General features: G+C 64.8%; 18 protein-coding genes. 3 read left to right on the top strand and 15 right to left on the bottom strand.

Going from position 1 to position 17462, the window contains the following annotated elements:
* The 5 genes from A3K89_RS11235 to A3K89_RS11255 are packed head-to-tail and all read right to left on the bottom strand — an operon-like array spanning nucleotide 1 to nucleotide 6438.
* Nucleotides 1–1473 (bottom strand): rhamnulokinase, encoded by a 1473-nt coding sequence (locus A3K89_RS11235; RefSeq protein WP_068425245.1) that lies wholly within the window; start codon nucleotides 1471–1473, stop codon nucleotides 1–3.
* Entirely contained in the window at nucleotides 1470–3527 is a 2058-nt protein-coding gene (locus tag A3K89_RS11240; RefSeq protein WP_068425249.1) for a bifunctional rhamnulose-1-phosphate aldolase/short-chain dehydrogenase, read from the bottom strand. Before A3K89_RS11240 ends, A3K89_RS11235 begins: the two co-directional genes overlap by 4 nt.
* 3 nt (nucleotides 3528–3530) lie before the next feature.
* A complete protein-coding gene (rhaI, locus tag A3K89_RS11245; RefSeq protein ID WP_068425251.1) occupies nucleotides 3531–4700 on the bottom strand; it encodes an L-rhamnose isomerase in 1170 nt (389 codons plus the stop codon).
* Nucleotides 4697–6043 carry an MFS transporter gene (locus A3K89_RS11250; protein ID WP_068425253.1) on the bottom strand — a complete coding sequence of 449 codons (1347 nt, stop codon included), beginning with the start codon at nucleotides 6041–6043 and terminating at the stop codon, nucleotides 4697–4699. The genes rhaI and A3K89_RS11250 overlap by 4 nt, the downstream gene beginning before the upstream one ends.
* A 44-nt stretch (nucleotides 6044–6087) precedes the next feature.
* Nucleotides 6088–6438, bottom strand: coding sequence for an L-rhamnose mutarotase (locus A3K89_RS11255; RefSeq protein ID WP_068425256.1), 351 nt, complete (start codon nucleotides 6436–6438; stop codon nucleotides 6088–6090).
* Between the two features lie 207 nt (nucleotides 6439–6645).
* Here A3K89_RS11255 and A3K89_RS11260 point away from each other — a divergent pair, with 207 nt between their 5' ends.
* Nucleotides 6646–7023 carry a TA system antitoxin ParD family protein gene (locus A3K89_RS11260; protein ID WP_068425257.1) on the top strand — a complete coding sequence of 126 codons (378 nt, stop codon included), beginning with the start codon at nucleotides 6646–6648 and terminating at the stop codon, nucleotides 7021–7023.
* Entirely contained in the window at nucleotides 7020–7586 is a 567-nt protein-coding gene (locus A3K89_RS11265; RefSeq protein ID WP_068425258.1) for a zeta toxin family protein, read from the top strand. The genes A3K89_RS11260 and A3K89_RS11265 overlap by 4 nt, the downstream gene beginning before the upstream one ends.
* A 3-nt stretch (nucleotides 7587–7589) precedes the next feature.
* On the opposite strand, the gene A3K89_RS11270 is transcribed toward A3K89_RS11265, so the two are convergent.
* The 5 genes from A3K89_RS11270 to A3K89_RS11290 form a co-directional block, all read right to left on the bottom strand.
* Nucleotides 7590–8375 carry a TIM barrel protein gene (locus A3K89_RS11270; protein ID WP_068425259.1) on the bottom strand — a complete coding sequence of 262 codons (786 nt, stop codon included), beginning with the start codon at nucleotides 8373–8375 and terminating at the stop codon, nucleotides 7590–7592.
* The gene (locus A3K89_RS11275; RefSeq protein ID WP_068425263.1) at nucleotides 8372–9388 is read right to left on the bottom strand and encodes a Gfo/Idh/MocA family oxidoreductase; all 1017 of its coding nucleotides are present in this window, start codon (nucleotides 9386–9388) and stop codon (nucleotides 8372–8374) included. Before A3K89_RS11275 ends, A3K89_RS11270 begins: the two co-directional genes overlap by 4 nt.
* A 143-nt stretch (nucleotides 9389–9531) precedes the next feature.
* On the bottom strand, nucleotides 9532–9873 hold the full coding sequence (locus tag A3K89_RS11280; protein WP_068425265.1) for a DUF1801 domain-containing protein: 342 nt from the start codon (nucleotides 9871–9873) through the stop codon (nucleotides 9532–9534).
* A 30-nt stretch (nucleotides 9874–9903) separates the two neighbouring features.
* On the bottom strand, nucleotides 9904–10995 hold the full coding sequence (locus A3K89_RS11285; RefSeq protein ID WP_068426174.1) for a spore photoproduct lyase family protein: 1092 nt from the start codon (nucleotides 10993–10995) through the stop codon (nucleotides 9904–9906).
* Between the two features lie 194 nt (nucleotides 10996–11189).
* On the bottom strand, nucleotides 11190–11381 hold the full coding sequence (locus A3K89_RS11290) for a hypothetical protein (protein ID WP_068425268.1): 192 nt from the start codon (nucleotides 11379–11381) through the stop codon (nucleotides 11190–11192).
* A gap of 81 nt (nucleotides 11382–11462) precedes the next feature.
* On the opposite strand from A3K89_RS11290, the gene A3K89_RS11295 reads away from it, so the two are divergent.
* On the top strand, nucleotides 11463–12290 hold the full coding sequence (locus A3K89_RS11295; RefSeq protein WP_206030500.1) for an Fpg/Nei family DNA glycosylase: 828 nt from the start codon (nucleotides 11463–11465) through the stop codon (nucleotides 12288–12290).
* 9 nt (nucleotides 12291–12299) lie between these two features.
* Here A3K89_RS11295 and A3K89_RS11300 read toward each other — a convergent pair whose 3' ends face one another.
* From A3K89_RS11300 to A3K89_RS11320, 5 genes are read right to left on the bottom strand one after another with little or no spacing between them, the layout of a single operon-like run.
* The gene (locus tag A3K89_RS11300; protein WP_068425273.1) at nucleotides 12300–13085 is read right to left on the bottom strand and encodes a TauD/TfdA dioxygenase family protein; all 786 of its coding nucleotides are present in this window, start codon (nucleotides 13083–13085) and stop codon (nucleotides 12300–12302) included.
* A complete protein-coding gene (locus tag A3K89_RS11305; RefSeq protein WP_068425275.1) occupies nucleotides 13082–14107 on the bottom strand; it encodes a D-alanine--D-alanine ligase in 1026 nt (341 codons plus the stop codon). The genes A3K89_RS11300 and A3K89_RS11305 overlap by 4 nt, the downstream gene beginning before the upstream one ends.
* A complete protein-coding gene (locus A3K89_RS11310; protein ID WP_068425276.1) occupies nucleotides 14107–15399 on the bottom strand; it encodes an ATP-grasp enzyme in 1293 nt (430 codons plus the stop codon). The genes A3K89_RS11305 and A3K89_RS11310 overlap by 1 nt, the downstream gene beginning before the upstream one ends.
* Nucleotides 15400–15405: 6 nt before the next feature.
* On the bottom strand, nucleotides 15406–16227 hold the full coding sequence (locus A3K89_RS11315) for an O-methyltransferase (protein WP_068425278.1): 822 nt from the start codon (nucleotides 16225–16227) through the stop codon (nucleotides 15406–15408).
* The gene (locus tag A3K89_RS11320; protein WP_068425280.1) at nucleotides 16224–17435 is read right to left on the bottom strand and encodes a sedoheptulose 7-phosphate cyclase; all 1212 of its coding nucleotides are present in this window, start codon (nucleotides 17433–17435) and stop codon (nucleotides 16224–16226) included. Before A3K89_RS11320 ends, A3K89_RS11315 begins: the two co-directional genes overlap by 4 nt.
* Nucleotides 17436–17462: the final 27 nt, after the last annotated feature.

Below are 17462 nucleotides of genomic sequence, written 5' to 3' on the forward strand. Positions count from 1 at the left end.
TCATGCCGTTCTCGCCCGCTGCGAACAGGTGCGGGAGACCGCTGGTGTGTACTGCGTCGGCGGGAACGTGGTTGCAACGATACGACGCAGCCGGTCGAGTTCACCGTGAATCGAACCGTGGGCACGTGCCTGTACCAGGACGTTACCCAACGCCGTTGCTTCCGCCGGTCCAGCAAGGACCGGGATACCCGACCGATCCGCCAGAATCTTGCACAGCAGCGAATTCTGGGCTCCGCCGCCGACGACGTGAATCTGCCGGGCCGAGAAGCCTGCGAGCGACGCCGCGTCGTGCACCGCACGGGCGAATGCCGCGGCCAACGACTCGACGACGGCGCGAACCATCTCCACTCGCGACGACGGCGCGTCGAGGTCTCGCTCCAGATACCAGGAGCGGATCCGCCGCGGCATGTCGCCGCGGGACAGGAACACCGGGTCGTCGGCGTCGAAGACGTGCGCAGGCGATGGGCATTGGGCCGCGGCAGCGAGCATCGTCGGCAGATCGACCGGCGCTCCGTCGGACCGGCTCCACTCTCGCACGGTCTCCGACAGCAGCCACAGTCCCATGACGTTGTGCAACAGTCTGTTTCGGCCGTCGACCCCGGCCTCGTTGGTGAATCCCGCCTCGCGCACGGCTGAACCGAGCACCGGGGCCGCGGTTTCCGCTCCGACGAGTCCCCACGTGCCACAGGATATGTACACCGACGACGAAGGATCCATCGGAACTGCCGCAACCGCCGACGCCGTGTCGTGCGAACCGACCGTGGTGACGACAGCACTCGTGTCCACGTCGAGCACGCCGGGCAGTACCGGACCCAACACGGTCCCAGGGTCGACCACGTCCGCGAACAGCGACGGGTCGAGTCCGAGCCGTGCCATCAGATCGACATCGGGCACCCCGTCGGTTCCGAACAGGCCCGTCGTGGATGCATTGGTCCGTTCGGTGACCTCGCGTCCGGTCAACCAGTACGAGACGAGGTCCGGCACCAGCAGAGCCCGATCTGCGACGCCCAGCAGTCCGTCTTCCTTCTCGACCGCAAGCTGATACACCGTGTTGAACGGCAAGAACTGTAAACCGTTGCGAGAGAACAATTCTTCACGGCCGACGACGGATTCGACCAGTTGGACGCCGCGCTCGGACCGTTCGTCACGGTAGTGATGCGGCAGGCCGAGCAGTCGCCCACCGCGCAGCAGACCGTAGTCGACGGCCCAGGAATCGACGCCGATACTCACCAGGTTCTCCGACTGCCGCACGACGTCGGCCAGCCCCTTTCGGATGTGCCCGAACAAGCCTGGCACGTCCGTGTGCAGTGCAGTCCTGGTTCCGTTCCACAACCGCAGGGGTTCGTTGGGGAAACGCGCCACGACGTCGAGATCCAGCACATCCCGTCCTGCGGCGTCGGTGCCGACCACGCCGACCACGACGCGACCGCTCGTCGCGCCGAGGTCGACTGCCGCGACCGTCGACAGGCTCATCGCAGGAATGCCGCCGCGACTCCTGCATCGACGGGCACGTGCAGGCCCGTCGTGTGCGAGAAGTCCGACGTGCACAGTGCGAACGCAGCACCCGCGATGTTCTCCGGCAGCACCTCACGCTTCAACAGCGTGCGCTGCGCGTAGAACTTGCCCAGGTCCTTCTCCTCGACACCGTAGACCGCGGCGCGCGAGGCGCCCCAGCCGGCCGCGAAGATGCCCGATCCCTGCACGACACCGTCGGGGTTGATGCCGTTGACCTTGACGCCGTGCTCACCGAGTTCCGCTGCGAGCAAACGAACTTGGTGCGCCTGGTCGGCCTTGGTCGCCGAGTACGCGATGTTGTTCGGGCCGGCGAACACCGAGTTCTTGGACGAGATGTACAGAATGTCACCGCCCATCTTCTGCGCGATCAGCGCCGACGCAGCCGCGCGGGACACCAGGAACGATCCCCGTGCCATGACGTCGTGCTGCAGGTCCCAATCCGCGACGGTCGTCTCCAGCAGCGGCTTCGACAGCGACAGGCCGGCGTTGTTCACGACGAGGTCGATGCCACCGAATGCCAACACCGTCGCGTCGACAGCCGCCTGCACCGCAGCTTCGTCGGTGACGTCGGCGCGCACACCGATCGCGACGTCGGTGCTGCCGATCTCGGCCGCGACGTCGGCCGCCTTCTGCTCGTCCAGGTCCGCGATGACGACGCACGCGCCTTCCGCCGCGAGCCGGCGCGCAATGGCCTTCCCGATTCCCGACGCGGCCCCCGTGACCAGCGCGATGCGCGTCGCCAATGGCTTGGGTTTCGGCATCCGTGCGAGCTTGGCCTCCTCCAGCGCCCAGTACTCGATGCGGAACTTCTCGGATTCGTCGATGGGACTGTACGTCGACACCGATTCCGCGCCGCGCATGACGTTGACGGCGTTGACGTAGAACTCGCCCGCGACGCGTGCGGTCTGCTTGTTGGCGCCGTAGCTGAACATGCCGACACCGGGGATCAGGACGATGGCGGGATCGGCGCCGCGCATCGCCGGAGAGTCCTCGGTCGCGAAGCGCTCGTAGTAGGCCTGGTAGTCCTTGCGGTAGGCCTCGTGCAGCGTCTGCAGGCGCTGCACGCACTGTTCGACGGGTGCATCCGCCGGCAGGTCGAGAACGAGAGGCTTGACCTTGGTGCGCAGGAAGTGGTCGGGGCAGCTCGTGCCGAGGGCGGCAAGGCGCGGGTGTTCGCTCGCGGCCAGGAAGTCCAGTACGACCTGCGAATCCGTGTAGTGCCCGACCTTCGGTTCGTCGGTCGACGCAAGGCCGCGAATGTGCGGGGCCAGTGCCGCTGCCTTCGCGCGGCGCTCGGCCTCCGGGAGCGCGGCATAGCCGTCGAGTGGTGCGCCGAACGGCTCGGCCGTGCCGTGCTCGGCCAGATACGCCTCGGCCGTGCGGATGATGTGGAGCGAGTTCGCTTCCGCATCGTCGGACGTCTCACCCCATGCGGTGATGCCGTGGCCGCCGAGAATACAGCCGATGGCCTGCGGGTTGGCCGCCTTGATCGCCGAGATGTCCAGTCCGAGCTGGAAACCCGGACGTCGCCACGGAACCCAGACGACGGTGTCGCCGTAGATCTTCCGGGTCAGCTCCTCGCCGTCGGCAGCGGTCGCGATCGCGATACCCGAATCGGGATGCAGGTGGTCGACGTGAGGTGCGTCGACGAGTCCGTGCATCGCCGTGTCGATCGACGGCGCAGCACCCCCGCGGCCGTGCAGGGTGTAGTCGAACGCCGCGACCATCTCGTCCTCGCGGTCCACGCCGGGATAGACGTCGACGAGCGAACGGAGCCGGTCGAGTCTGAGCACGGCCAGCCCGGCCTCTGTCAACGTGCCGAGATCGCCTCCGGATCCCTTGACCCACATCAATTCCACGTCGGCACCCGTGACCGGATCGATGTCGGTGCCCTTGGCGGAGGTGTTGCCACCTGCGTAGTTGGTGTTGCTCGGATCGGAGCCGAGACGGTTCGATCTGGACAGAAGGTCTCGAACGGTCGGGTTCATCGTCACTTCCTGCTCTGTTGTCATGGTTCACGCACCCCAGGACGTCTGGGTTCCGCCGACGCGTTCGGCCTCGATCTTCTCCTGGTAGCCCGATTCGGCGTAGGCACGCATCGGATCGGCCGGCAGCCCGCGGCCCTCACGCCACGACGCCAGCTGCGGGCGAACGTCGGTGTAGAACGCGTCCATGAAGATCCCGTTGGCAGCCAGCACGTCTCCCGTTTCCTGCGCGGCCGTCAATGCTGCGGTGTCGACGAGCGCCGCACGCAACGTCATTTCCTGCACGTTCAGAACCGATCGGATCTGACCGGGAATCTTCGCCTCGACGTTGTGGCACTGATCGAGCATCAACGCCAGGTCGGAGTCGGGTGCAAGACCGCCCCCACGGATCACCTCGAACAGAATTCGGAAGAGCTGGAACGGATCCGCTGCACCGACGATGAGGTCGTCGTCCGCGTAGAAACGGGAATTGAAGTCGAACGATCCGAGCTTTCCGAGGCGCAGCAGCTGCGCGACGATGAACTCGATGTTGGTCCCCGGTGCGTGATGCCCGGTGTCGAGGCACACCGCGGCGCGATCGCCGAGAGCAACCGTGTGCGCGTACGAGGTGCCCCAGTCCGGAACGTCGGTGACGTAGAACGCGGGCTCGAAGAACTTGTACTCGAGCACCAGTCGTTGGCCTTCGCCGACGTGCTGATAGATCGCGGCGAGCGATTCGGCCAGCCTGTCCTGGCGACCGCGGATGTCCCCTTGGCCGGGGTAGTTCGTGCCGTCGGCCAGCCACACCTTCAGATCCTGCGAACCGATCTCGGTCATGATCTCGAGGCACCGCAGGTGGTGGTCGATCGCTCTCTGCCGCACCGTCTTGTCGGTGTGGGTCAGGCTGCCGAACTTGTACTCGTCGTCCTGGAACGTATTCGAGTTGACAGTTCCCAGACGCACTCCCAGATCGGCAGCGTACGACTTCAATTCGGTGTAGCTGTCGACCGTGTCCCATGGAATGTGCAGGGCCACAGCGGGAGCCAGTCCCGTCAGACGATGCACGGTCGCCGCGTCGGCGATCTTCTCCTGGATCGTCCTTGGCGTGCCGGGTGTACCGAACACCTTGAAGCGAGTTCCGGAGTTCCCGAAGGCCCAGGACGGAAGTTCGATGGCGAGCGCGTCGAGAATGCTGTCGGGTCGAACGGTATGTGTTGTCACAGTGCACGCTCCGGGGTGGGGCTCGGGGTCTGGCGGGGGGTGGTCAGGTCGTCGGAAACGACGGTTCCATAGCGCTCGATCTCGATCTCGGGCAACGACTTTCCGCGCGTGTTCGGTGCGAACACTGCGCCGATCGCCAGTGCCACCGTGAGAAGGCCGATGAGCAGAAGTCCGACTGTGGTGAGCCCGGTGGCGGCCAGAAGCGTCGGGAAGAAGTAGCTGAGCAGTCCGGTGGCCGTCCGCACGACGAAGAACATGAAGCCCTGAGCGCTGGCGCGGTACGGCGTCGCGAACAGCTCACTCGCCCACAGGCTGTAGAACGCCTGCGCGCCGATTCCGCTGGAGATGCCCCACGTGATCGCGAAGATCAACAGGGTGGGCATACCCGCGTCGGTGAAGAACACCAAGATGGCCCACGCGGCGATGCCCAGTGCCGCGCCGATCGAGTACAGCAGTCGCTGCGACATGCGATCCGCGAACTTCATGAACCCGAAGTACGTCGCGGCAACGGTGCATCCCCACACGAGAACCTGCAGAAGATTCTGTTCGACGGCACTCTCCACTCCGGCACTCTCGTAGACGCGCGGCATGAAGATACCCGCCTGGCCGGCGACAGTGTTCCAGAAGCCGTAGATGCCGATGAGCACCAGAAGTGCGGTGATGTTCACTCGTTTGGTGAACAGTCCCTTCAAACCTGCTGCGCCGAAGGTCTTCTCGCGAGTAGCAGCGCTTGCAGTGTCGGCGGCCTCGTCCTTCCAGATGGCCGACTCGGGCAACCCCTGCCGAATCCACCAGACCACCGCAGCCACGACGAACAGATGCACGAAGATGATGCGCGATCCGAGCAGATCGAGCGGCGCGAGGAGCGCGGCGAGAGCGAAGCCGATGAACGGGCCGACGGACCAGGCAAGTTGCGCTGTTCCGACGTGCCGGGCTCGTTCGCGCGACGGTGCTTGCTCGGCGATGTACGTCCACGAAGCAGGGACGCCTGCTCCGACGGCGACGCCGGTGATGACGAAGGCCGTCAACAGCATCGCGAAGTTCATCGCGAACGCAGCGATGAGAACACCGACCATGTACACGATCAGATCGTAGGTATAGATGGCTTTGCGTCCGTATCGATCACACAGAGGCCCGCCGATACCGGCACCGATGGCGGCGCCGAACGCGTTCGCACTGAACGCCGCGAGTAGTCCGACCGCAAGGTTGCTGATGCCGAACTCGTTCTGCCACAACGTCAGTGAAGTGGCGATCGCAATGATCGAGCCGGCTTCGATGTAGTTGCTCATCGCGACCGATATGGTCGCGCGCCACCCGGTGGTGGACTTGGCGCCGATCTTCATGAGGGCTCCGAAAGGATGTGTGGGGTCAGGGGGATCGAAAGAATTCAGGGCAGATGGAAGTAGTGCGTCAGGAATTCGAGAGGCGCATCCGGGCGCGCTGCGGGCTCGAAGTACTCGGCCATGTTTCGCTGCCATCGGGCGTCGACGTCGGTCGCGCTCATCGCCGCAGTCATCGCGGCGGGATCCTTCGATTCGACGTAGCCGACGACGAGTCCGTCCTCGGGACGGAGAAACAGGGAGTAGTTCTTCCATCCGGTGTCACGCAGCGCATCGAGCATGTCGGGCCAGACGTGTTCGTGAGCCGCCAGATAGTCCTGTACGCGATCCGGCCTGAGCTTGAGCAGGAAGCACACTCTGTGGAGCTCCGCATTGTCGGCGTCTGCGACGGTAGTCATGACTCTCCAGCGACGTAGTGACGGTGAGCCGTCCCGGTGGATCGAAACGCGGATTGAAACGTTTCAATCAATGGCCTGGCTCACATTAGGGCTCGCTCGTGGGCTACGTCAACCCCCTGATCCGGCTCGGGTAGTCCCGAGAACACCGGCCGTTCGCTGTAGCACATTGCTACACTGGGTGTCGCGTGCCGATCGAGGGAGCGAATCATGACGAACGTCGCCGACAGGGTCACGCGGTTCTCGTCCGAACTGGTCGACGCCGCAGCAGCAGAAGGCGAGCGAGAGAACCGCTCGGCCAGGCAACAGCTCGAACACTGGGCTCGGGTGGGCCGTGAGGTATCGAATCAGCGGCAGGTCGCACGTCGACGCGTCGAAGCCGCGCTGGCCGGCCGGACACCGCTGAGTGCGCTCTCCGACGAAGAGGGCGTCGTGTTCAACGCCGAGGTTGCCAGCGCTCTCGAAGAGTCGCTTGCTACCGGCGATCACGTCGCGGATCGCGCTGCACAGGGGCGCGTCACGGTCTCGCTCGACGAGCAGGGACGCGTCGTCAAGCATTTGCCCGACGGTACCCAGATCGTTCTGTGAGACGACTGGATCTCGTCGTCGGCCCGAACGGTTCCGGTAAGACGACGTTCGTCGAACAGCGCCTCGCGCCGTTGCTTCCGGGAAGTGCGTTCGTGAATGCCGACGTCATCGCGCGGGAGCGCTGGCCCGATGCGCCGGAGGCGCATTCCTACGAGGCCGCGAGGATCGCGTCGAGCATTCGCGACGGCCTGGTGTCACAGGGCGAATCGTTCATCGCCGAGACGGTGTTCTCCCACCCGTCGAAACTCGACTTTCTCGACAAGGCCGGCCGGGCGGGCTATGTCGTCGTGCTGCACGTGGTCATGGTCCCCGTCGAACTGTCCGTGGCCCGCGTTGCGGTACGCGTCACCGAGGGTGGGCACGACGTTCCGGAGGACAAGATCCGCGAGCGCTTCGATCGGTTGTGGCCGTTGGTAGCCGAAGCGATTCGGCGCTCGCATCATGCCACGGTGTACGACAATTCCGCCCCCGACGTCACCCGCATCGCAGCGAGGTTCGTCGAGGGCGATCCTGTCGGTGACACCACTTGGCCTACATGGGCACCCGCAGAGCTACGACCGTAGAACTCAGCGCGCCGGCGCGAACGCCGCTTCGAACGCATCCAACGCGGCGTCCGGATCTCCGGACGCCCAGGCTTCCATTCCGACCACGCCGGAGTAGCCGATCTTCTTCAGCGCCGATGCCACTGCGCTGTAATTGATTTCGCCCGTACCCGGTTCGCACCGGCCCGGCACATCGGCGACCTGGATCTCACCGATGTACGGCAACGCCTCGGTGACCAACTCGATCAGGTTTCCTTCTCCGATCTGCGCGTGGTACAGGTCGAGATTCAGACGCAGATTCGGGTGATCGACTGCCTTGACCAACGCCAAGGTGTCCGACGCGGTCGCGAAGGGAGTTCCGGGGTGGTCGACCGCGAGGTTGAGATTCTCGAGGACGAACGTCCGACCGGCGGCGGCGCCCAACTCGGCGATCTTGCTCAAAGTGTCTGCGGCAGTGAGCCACATCGACGGCGTCACGACCTCGACCGGCCGGACCGGAAGACCTCCGTCACCGAGCCCCGTGCCGTGCAGGTTCAACCGTGGGCAGTCGAGCTTGTCGGCGATCTTCAAGGACTGCGCTGCAGTCGCGAGCAGCTCCTCGATACCGTCCGGCTCGGTCAGGTTTCCCGTGAGATAACCCGTCATCGACGAGAATTCGGCTCCGGATCCGGCGAGCGCATCGATGTCCTTGCTCGACCAGTCCCAGATTTCGACGAGCAGACCGCGTTCGGAGATCCGCTCGATGCGGTCCATCAGCGGCAGGTCCGAGAAGATCATCTCCGCGCATGCGGCGAGCGTCACTCCGCTCATGCGGACACCTCGACAGCCTGTCCTGTTGCGGCGCTGTCGATCGCGGCGAGCGCAATGCCGAGCGCGATGCGGGCATCCTCGCCGGTGACCTGGGCCTGCGTTCCGTTACGGATCGCATCGACGAACGCGATGAACTCGCCGAGGTACGCGCTGCGCAGCAGATCCGTGTCGCGGCGTGCGGTGTCGATACCGATTCCCTCGGGACCGTAGTACGTCATGTTGCTCGTCAGCGAATCTCCCATGGTGACCATGCCACCGGATCCGAACACCTCACCGCGCACGTCGTAGCCGTACAGAGCACTGAAGTTCGCTTCCGCCACTGCAATTGCGCCGTTGTCGAACTCGACCGTCACCACTGCGGTGTCGAGATGACCGTCCGCTTTGGCGTCGGGACGGATCAACGCGTCGGCGATCGCTGTCACGCGCTTGGGGCGCGCGCCCGGATTCAGGAAGCACAGCGCGTCGAAGTCGTGGATCAAGGTCTCGAGGAAGATCGTCCCCGGTGGGATACGCGCCGGGTCGGCGGAGAACGGTCCGGGATCGCGGGTGACCGAGCGGAGCAGCTGCGGAGTGCCGACGCGTCCCGCATCGATCGCCGAGCGGGCCGCGATCCATCCCGGGGCGAATCGTCGGTTGAACCCGACCTGAAGGACGACGCCTGCCTCCTTCGCTGCGGCGATCGCTCGGTCCGCGTCGGCGAGGGTCACGGCCATCGGCTTCTCGACGAACACGTGCTTGCCGGCGGCAGCGGCTTGAACGACCAGGTCCGTGTGGGTGCGGGCGGGCGTCGTGATGAGCACGGCGTCGACGTCCGGGCGTGCGAGCACGGCGTCGGCCGACCGCTCGACGACGTCCACGTCGAGATCGGCGGCGAGACGATCGGCGTTGGGCGTCGGGTCGACGACGGCAACCAACGTGGCACCGGGGACGTGGTTCGCAACGAGCTCGGCGTGGCTCGAACCGATCCGACCTGCGCCGATCAGTGCCAGACGCACCGGGGATTTCTTGGACACGATTTGCTCCGAAATTCGAGAAGGGGGACTAGAACGTACTACTGTTACGTTCTAGTAGACGATGTTAGGGCTGCTGATCGGTCCGGTCAAGACCGGGTTCGCCCGGGCACGCTCCGAGGCGGGCGAGGAACGAAGCGCGACCGTCAGCGCTGGTTCAGCTCGACGGCGCTGCTGATCAGAGCCGAGAAGGCGTCGGCGTCGAGGATGTCGTTCTCACGGATGTCCACTGCCCGACGCGTCCCCGCGTCGAGACTGGCGTTGAACACCCCGGCCGGGTCGTCGAGCGACGCACCCTTGGCGAAGGTGACCTTGACCTTGTCCTTGTAGGTCTCGACCGTGCAGAGAAGACCGCCCAGACCGAAGGTGGGCACACCGTCGGGGTTCGACGCCTTCTTCCACTTGGCTTCCTCGGTGACGCCCGGTGCGGCGGCCTCGATCAGGGTGCGGATCTTCGACACGGTCTCTGCTCGCCAGTCATCGCTCATGGGCGATCACTGTAGTGCTGTCGTGTTCGTTCACGTCCAGTACAACATCTGAGCCTGCGGCAGAATGCGGTCCACCTCGTCCGAGAACCACGACCGCATCTCGTTCATGATGTCTCGCAGATAGACGTACTTGACGCCCCCGAACTTGGACCGCTTCGCCGACCGCGACTCCTCGTCCATCTCGAGCTTGGTGCCGGGATACCACCCGAGAAGGACGTCCTTGCTCGACGGCGTGAAGCGGTGCGTGATGGCCTCGACCGTCAGATCGACGTCCGGTACGTCTACGAGTGCGTCGGCGACGTCGGACAGCAGGCGGCCGTACTGCTCGCGCCATTCCGGTACGGGCATGATGGGCGCGACCGTCAGCCCGACGCGGTAGCCGGCGAGCGCGAGCGAGCGCAGAGCCTCGATCCGAGCGGGCATTCGCGCGGTTCCGCCCTCGAAGCGGTTGCCGATGTCGGCGGCGTTCACCGAGACCCTAACTCTGGTGCGGCCACCGTGATCGAGCGTCACCAGCTCGGCGACGTCGTCGAACTTGGTCGTGAAACGTAGGGACACGTCGTTGCCGAACTCACCCGCGCCGACCCGGGAGATCGCGGCCGCGAGCGAGCCCGTCACGTGCTCGATTCCCAATGGATCGGTGTAGCAGGACATTTCGAAGGTCGTGCCCTCGTGTCCGCGCTCGGTGGTGCCGGAAGTGATGGTGCCGCGGCCGGCGTGGGTCGCGATGGGCGCCAACACGTCGTCGAGATTCGCGAACACCCGCGTCACGGGCGGGCCGGACAACGACCCCGCCAGATAGCAGTACTGGCAGTGCGCGGGGCAGCCTTTGGCAAGGTCGATTCGCCAATCCGCGCTGGGTGGAATCGGTTGCGGCTTCAACGCGCTCGGAGGCGCCACGACGACGGCGAGGGTCGATTTGGCGCGCGCGTACGTCTCGCGTTCGGTCTCACCGCGGAGGCCTGTCAGCCGGTTCGAGGTCAGGAAGTCGATGTCGGCGACGCCTGCCGCCTCGCAACGCCGAACGATCTCTGCCGTGTGCGGTAGATCTGCGGCAGCCGCGGTGATCAGGACATGCTTCGGAGTCCAGATTCGGGTGGGCACAATCAGCGTCTGAGTCATTGCCTCGTTCAACACTCTCGGCAGTCGAAGGGACGGTGCCCGCCAGTGCGCCTCTCGGCAAGCGGCCGCTCGTGGCGGCAATTCTGGGGTGGTACCCGGGGCATTGGATCGGGCACCGTCGAGTTGTTCAACGGCGACGGTCGCGTCGGCATTCCGCACCACAGGCCGATGAAGTGTGAAGTGCACCGCAGCCATCACACCGCGTCGGCGTCCACCGGGTCCACGAGTTCAGGAATGAGCATGTCGCTTCGAACGAGAAACGGATACGCCCCGGTTCCGTGCGACTCGTTCTGAACCAGGACGAGACCGTCGTCGCGTACTTCACGCACGGTGACCACGACAGTGTTCGCCCCCGCAGTGAAGTGACAACGGTCGCCGGTGTCCATTCCGCATCCATACCCCGACCCCGACGAAGTAACACACTGCTTTTTCCGTGTGACGCGTAGGGAGCCGAACAAGGGGGGTAGATGGTTACGGTGCCCGAACTTCCGGAAGTAGAGAATGCCCGCCAGGTCGTCGAGAAGGCACTGGGCAGGGTCATCGTCGACATCGACGACACGGATACCTACGAATGCCGGCCGCACAATCCGGGTGATATCGAGCGTGCGCTGAAGGGCGGGATGCTCACCGAGGCGTGTCGACGCGGTAAGGCGATGTGGTGCGAGACCGAGACAGCGGACGGCGAGGTCGGGCCTACCCTCGGAATCCACCTCGGCATGGGCGGGCGCATCATCGTGACCGCGCCCGACGGGGAGCAGTCGTCGACATACGGCGGTGGCGACCCCCACGTCGGTGAACGTGACACCGACAAGCCGGAGTGGACGCGGTTCGCCATCACGTTCGACGACGGTGGTCAGCTCCGACTGTTCGACAAGCGACGACTGGGCCGGGTACGGCTCGAACCCGACATCGATGCGTTGGGACCCGATGCCGCCGAGATCTCGCGTGACGACTTCCGCGAGCGAATCGGCTCCAGCGCAGCGCCTGTGAAGGCACGACTGCTCGACCAGGCGGTCATCGCCGGGATCGGCAACTTGCTCGCCGACGACATTCTCTGGCAGTGCGCTCTGTCCCCGTCTCGCCGTGCCAAGACCTTGACGACGGACGAGCTCGACGAGCTACGGGTGGTGCTGCGGCGGGCCATCCGGGCCGCGATCCGCAAGGGCGGCGTCCATACCGCCGAGATCATCCCGTTCCGGAAGGTCGACGCCACCTGCCCTCGCTGCGGATCTCCGATGGCCCGCGGAACCGTGGGCGGGCGAACCACCTGGTGGTGTTCGAACGAACAGTCCTGAAAGGCAGGGCTACCGAGCCTGCCTCGGTCTCGCCACCGCGCGGTCGGAGCTCATCCCGCGATGCATCGTTCTGTCGCCGACGACGCCGCTGTGGTCGGCTTTGTGCATGACGCAGCGGTTGTCCCAGATGACGACGTCGTGGGGTGACCACGAATGTCGAAGTACGTTGTCCTCGCGAGTGGAATGGTCGACGAGACGAGCGATGAATTCGAACGCCTGCTCCGCGGTCATCGAAGACACGGCCCGGCAACGCGCAGGCGCAGTGAGGTACAGGGCGGAGCGGCCGGTCACCGGATGTTCGAGCGCCAAGGGGTGATCGGCCGAACCCTCTATCCCGTCGAGACCGGTGACGGTATGGGTGACACTCGCCCCGTCGACGATTTTCCTGTCGTCGGCCGACAGAGTGTCGTAGGCGCGGTACTGATTGCTGAAGAGGGTCTGCCCACCCTGCTCGGGCACATCGACCGCGCGGAGCGCCGTGTACGCCGGCGGATGGGGAACATAGGTGGTGTCGACGTGAAACGTCGACTTGGGAGGTGTGCTCCGGCCGACGTTCGAGACGACGTTCAGATCGGGAAAGCCGTCGACGGGCGTCTCTCCGTCGGTGAAGAGCAGATCACCGAAAGACTGTACGAACGCGAGAAATTCGTCGTTTCCGACGTGTTGGTCGGGAAGAATCGCGACGCCGTGCTCGGCGAGCAGGGTGCGTAGCTCGTCGGTATCCGACGGGTTCAGCGCTCCCACTGCGATGCCGGATACGCGTACTCCGAGGGGGTGCAGTGCTTCGTGTTTCATCGTCCTGGCCTTTCGTTCTTCAGTTCCCGCAGCGAGAGCGCGAACAGTTCGGTGACGGAAATGCCTGCAGCCGACGCCATCACCGCGATCACGCTCCCCGGTGAGTACGAGCAATACAGTCCGGCCTCGAGAAACCACGGATTGCCGTCGGGGTCGATTCGGAAATCGAACAGACCGTAGTGCCTGCATCCGAGCGCAACGTACGCGGTTCGCGCTGCGGCCCAGACGGTTTCGGTGACCGGGTCGTCCGTGTCGACGATCCACGCCTTGGTCGAATTCTTCGCGACGAGGTACAGGTCACCGTCCGCGGAACGGTCCAGTTTGTCCGCCCGACTACGGATCGGGTTGGCGTCGTCGACGGCATATTCTTCGAGAGGCAGACACACCAGTTCGCCGTCCCGTTCGATGATCCCACAGCGAATTTCTCGGCCGAGCGGTACGTACGCTTCGACCAACGCCGCGTCCGAATGCCGAAGCGCCTCGCGCACCGCGGCATCGAGATTCGAACCATTCTCGACGACATCGACGCCGACGGAATTGTCGGAATCCACCGGCTTGACGACGACCGGAAACGGAACCGTCGTCGCGCCGGGGGCACGAAGGACGTCGCCCTGCGGCACCGAGACTCCCGCCGCAGCCACGACGGCTCGCGCGATGTTCTTGTCGGCGGTCATGGCCATCACGGCCGGGCGGTTCCCGAGGACCGGCACCGACAGAAGGTCGAACATCGATCGATACGTGGTCATGCCGGGAAGGCAGAACATCTGCGGTATAACGACATCGATGTGCAACGCCGCGATCCGCTCGAAGGCCTGCGCGACGGTCAGGTCCCCCTCGTCCACGGCAGCATCGAGACTCTCGACGAACTGCCACCGTCCGCCGGGCGTCACAACGGCGATATGGACGCGATATTGGGGGTCGTCGGACACGGCGCCCAGAAACCCTGTGGCGTACACCGCCGAGAGATCGGCATGAAACCGGTCGACGGCCGAGCCGACCAGCGCGAGCACGGTCGTCGTCATCAGTCCCCTCCGAGTTCGACGAGTTTGCCGATGTTGAAATCGATGCGAGACCAGCTACCGCCGACCAGCGCATTCTTCAGCAGTAGCGTCGGAATCTGCAGGTGGTGCACCAGCAAGTACGGCAACGGGTCCCAGCGCGCGTAGATCGCGTCCGTTCCCTCTCGTATGACGCGCAATCGGTGCGCGCGGTTCGACTGAGTCAGCAGTCGCCACACTTCGTGGTAGATCCAGTATGTCGGTTTGGATTCCGGCGTCGGGACCACCGCTTCGTCGTTCTTCGTAAGGTATGCGTTCGCCAACTCGTCGTGGTCGTAGAACATCGTGATGGCGGAGTGGGTGCGCGGGTTGCACTCGATCGCGTACACCCGGCCGTCGCTGCTCTCGATGAAGTCGAACGACAGTTGCCCGGTCACCCCGAGCTCGCTTACGAAACGTTCCACCCAGGAACGGATCTCGGGCTTGTCCACCATCGCATAGTTGACCTGGAACGCGGACGATTCGCAACATGCGTACACCGTCAGGGCCCCGTCGCGCACGGTTCCGTGCGTGCAGTACTCCTGACCCGAGACGAACTCCTGGAGAATCCATGGGTCATCCTCGGAAATGTCGAGGCTGCGGGCGAATTCGAGGTTGCGCTCCGGAGTTCGATCCGACAGCCGCGTCAGATCCATTCTGCCGACGGGGTTGTACGCAATGCGTTTGAGGATGTACTCGCGCCCCGGCGGGAAATCGAAATCCGCGATCTGTGCCGGGTTCGTGATGCGGCGCCAGTCCGGTACGGAAAGACCCATGGCAGCAGCGGCTTCCGAGAACGTCGACTTGTCGTCGAGCATGCGGACGATCTCGGAGTCACCGTGAACCACCTCGCACACGTCGTCGAGCACACGTTTGGCGTCGGCGTCGTGGACGCTGGCAGCGGGGCTCGCGACGGGCACGAACACGTCCACGCCCTCGCGCAGCGCGACGTCACGCAACGCGTCGGCGTAACCGGGATCCGTCGGATCGGGGATGCAGTGGAACGCGTCCACCGCGCGCGAGAACCGGTGGCCGGTGAGCCGGTATTTGGCCGACTCGACGAGAACCACACGGTGGCCCGCACGATGGAACGCGCGAGCCAGACTCAATGCCTTGGTCATCTTCCCGCCGCTCACCATCACCGTGCGTCCCGACGGGCGGGCGGCTACCCGTCGTCGATCGAGAAGTGACAGGCCGACGACGGCCAGGTCGACGGGCATCGTGGCGGCCAGTGCGCCGAGCGCACCGACCGTCCGAGCCAACGCTGCGAACTGCATGGTCGGCTACGCCTCCACTCGCCGAATCAAGGTCACGCCGTCTCGTAACGGAAGCAGAACCTGCTCGACGCGCGGGTCCTCGGTGACGAACGTGTTGAACGCCTCGACCGCATCACCGTTGGCGGTTCGGTACGCCGGATCGGCGTACGGAGTGCCCTGGAGCAGGGTGTTGTCGACCGCAACGATGGCTCCCGGGGCCAGCAGATCACTGTCCATCAGGTGCCGGTAGTAGTCGAGGTAGCCCGTCTTGTCCGCGTCGATGAACACGAGATCGAACCGACCGGAAAGCCGGTGCAGCGTCTCGAGGGCCGGGCCGACTTCGACCGAAATTCGGCTACCGGCCGGTGATTGGGCGAAGCACTCCCGGGCGAAGTCCGCGACGAATCGGTCGACTTCGCACGCCACCACTTCGCCGCCGTCGGGAAGAGCATCGGCCATCGCCAGAGCCGAATAGCCGGTGAACATCCCGATCTCGAGCACCCGCCGAGCTCTGGTCATGTGCACCAGGAATTTCAGCGCCTGGCCTTCCACATGGCCGGACAACATCTCCTGTTCGAGCGGGCCGGAACCGGACACGACGGTCCGTGAGTCCCAGTCCAATCCGAGTGTGCGACGGGACAACTCGGCCAACGCCGACGATTCGCGCGTCGTGTGCCGGTCGAGATACGGGTCGAGTCCGTCGGCGAGGTCGCGCGCCCGCCGCAGCCGGCGGGCGAACTCCTCCCCGACATCACCGGCGTCCAACGCCTCCACGAGCTCGCGAAGTTCTTTCCCGAGAATGGTCGTCGGCGTCACCGGGCGGGAGGTGCGGACGGCACCGTCGGTCATGTGTGGGCACCGGTGAACATGTCGATTCCCGCTCCACCACGGTCGAATTCGAGACAGATCTTCTTGTGGAGGGCGAGCGCGTCGGACAGCTCTTCCGTCGTCAGGTCGTTGAGGAACCGGCACGATCCGATGGGATCGGGAACCGCGGCGCGCAGGATGCCGTCGCGAGTCCTCAGGATCGATGCGGTGGCGTCGGCGAGAAGCTCGGGGGTCAGGTGATCGCTGTCGAGAGCAAGGCCGAGTCGGCTCATGACACCGAGAATGCGGTCGCGCTCCGACGTCGAGATCAAACCGCGTTGCTCGGCGACCGTCGTCGACAACGCCATGTCGATGTTGATCGCGTGACCGTGGAAGAACGGCGCAGGAGGCGTGAGCTCCAAGGTGGGACTCCACGTGTGTCCGAAGGCGATGACACGGTCGAGCTCGATCTCGTGAAGGTTGGGCGCTTCGAGCTCGAGCATCGTCTCGATTGCCTGGTACGTCAGGCGATCAGCCACGGCACGCAGCTCGGGGGTGCCGCCCGAGTGGCCGAACTTCGTGGAAAGCAGTTCTGCGCCATGCTGATCCAGCATGTCGAAGATCGCGCTGTTGCCGACGACGGAGATCTTGATCAGCTCGGCCATGCCGTTCCGAATCTGATCCTCGGGCAACGTGGCGAGAAACGAGAAGTCCAACAGAACCTTCTGCGACGCGTGATATGCACCGAGTCGGTTCTTGTGCTTGCCGTAGTTGACCGCGACCTTGATGGACACGCTGGCGTCGATCAGACCGATCAACGTGGTGGGGATACGGATGTAGGGCGTGTTTCGACGGTAGCTGGCACACGCGAAGCCCGCCACGTCGGTGGTCAGTCCACCGCCGACCACCAGCACCGGCTCGGTCCGGACCAGTCCGAATGCGTCGAATTCACCGACGATCCGCTCGAACGTCTCCAGAGACTTCGCGGTTTCGGCGATCGTGACCGGTACGACGGTCAGTGCGATCTCGTAGTGGTCGAAGTAGGCGCGCGCACGATCGCCGTACAGCGCGTGCACGGTCTCGTCGACGACCATCAGGCATCGTCCGTACTGTCGATAGCTCTCTGCCAGTTCGGGATTCGCGACGTCGAAGACACCGTCGACGTAGAGCAGGTCGTATTCGATCCGCTCGTAGCCCTCGACGTGAAAGGCGCGGTCGGTTGCCGTGACCTGGGCTTGCATGTTGCTCATGAAACAGTCCTCTCTTGTCCGCGACCG

The organism is Rhodococcoides kyotonense, assembly GCF_001645385.1.
In the GTDB taxonomy this organism is placed as follows: domain Bacteria; phylum Actinomycetota; class Actinomycetes; order Mycobacteriales; family Mycobacteriaceae; genus Rhodococcoides; species Rhodococcoides kyotonensis_B.

Bases quoted from the DNA above. Each gene is read 5' to 3' on its own strand.
- A3K89_RS11235 (WP_068425245.1), bottom strand. From the start codon at position 1,473: ATGAGCCTGTCGACGGTCGCGGCAGTCGACCTCGGCGCGACGAGCGGT.
- A3K89_RS11240 (WP_068425249.1), bottom strand. From the start codon at position 3,527: ATGACAACAGAGCAGGAAGTGACGATGAACCCGACCGTTCGAGACCTT.
- A3K89_RS11250 (WP_068425253.1), bottom strand. From the start codon at position 6,043: ATGAAGATCGGCGCCAAGTCCACCACCGGGTGGCGCGCGACCATATCG.
- A3K89_RS11255 (WP_068425256.1), bottom strand. From the start codon at position 6,438: ATGACTACCGTCGCAGACGCCGACAATGCGGAGCTCCACAGAGTGTGC.
- A3K89_RS11260 (WP_068425257.1), top strand. From the start codon at position 6,646: ATGACGAACGTCGCCGACAGGGTCACGCGGTTCTCGTCCGAACTGGTC.
- A3K89_RS11270 (WP_068425259.1), bottom strand. From the start codon at position 8,375: ATGAGCGGAGTGACGCTCGCCGCATGCGCGGAGATGATCTTCTCGGAC.
- A3K89_RS11280 (WP_068425265.1), bottom strand. From the start codon at position 9,873: ATGAGCGATGACTGGCGAGCAGAGACCGTGTCGAAGATCCGCACCCTG.
- A3K89_RS11285 (WP_068426174.1), bottom strand. From the start codon at position 10,995: ATGACTCAGACGCTGATTGTGCCCACCCGAATCTGGACTCCGAAGCAT.
- A3K89_RS11290 (WP_068425268.1), bottom strand. From the start codon at position 11,381: ATGGACACCGGCGACCGTTGTCACTTCACTGCGGGGGCGAACACTGTC.
- A3K89_RS11295 (WP_206030500.1), top strand. From the start codon at position 11,463: ATGGTTACGGTGCCCGAACTTCCGGAAGTAGAGAATGCCCGCCAGGTC.
- A3K89_RS11300 (WP_068425273.1), bottom strand. From the start codon at position 13,085: ATGAAACACGAAGCACTGCACCCCCTCGGAGTACGCGTATCCGGCATC.
- A3K89_RS11305 (WP_068425275.1), bottom strand. From the start codon at position 14,107: ATGACGACGACCGTGCTCGCGCTGGTCGGCTCGGCCGTCGACCGGTTT.
- A3K89_RS11310 (WP_068425276.1), bottom strand. From the start codon at position 15,399: ATGCAGTTCGCAGCGTTGGCTCGGACGGTCGGTGCGCTCGGCGCACTG.
- A3K89_RS11315 (WP_068425278.1), bottom strand. From the start codon at position 16,227: ATGACCGACGGTGCCGTCCGCACCTCCCGCCCGGTGACGCCGACGACC.
- A3K89_RS11320 (WP_068425280.1), bottom strand. From the start codon at position 17,435: ATGAGCAACATGCAAGCCCAGGTCACGGCAACCGACCGCGCCTTTCAC.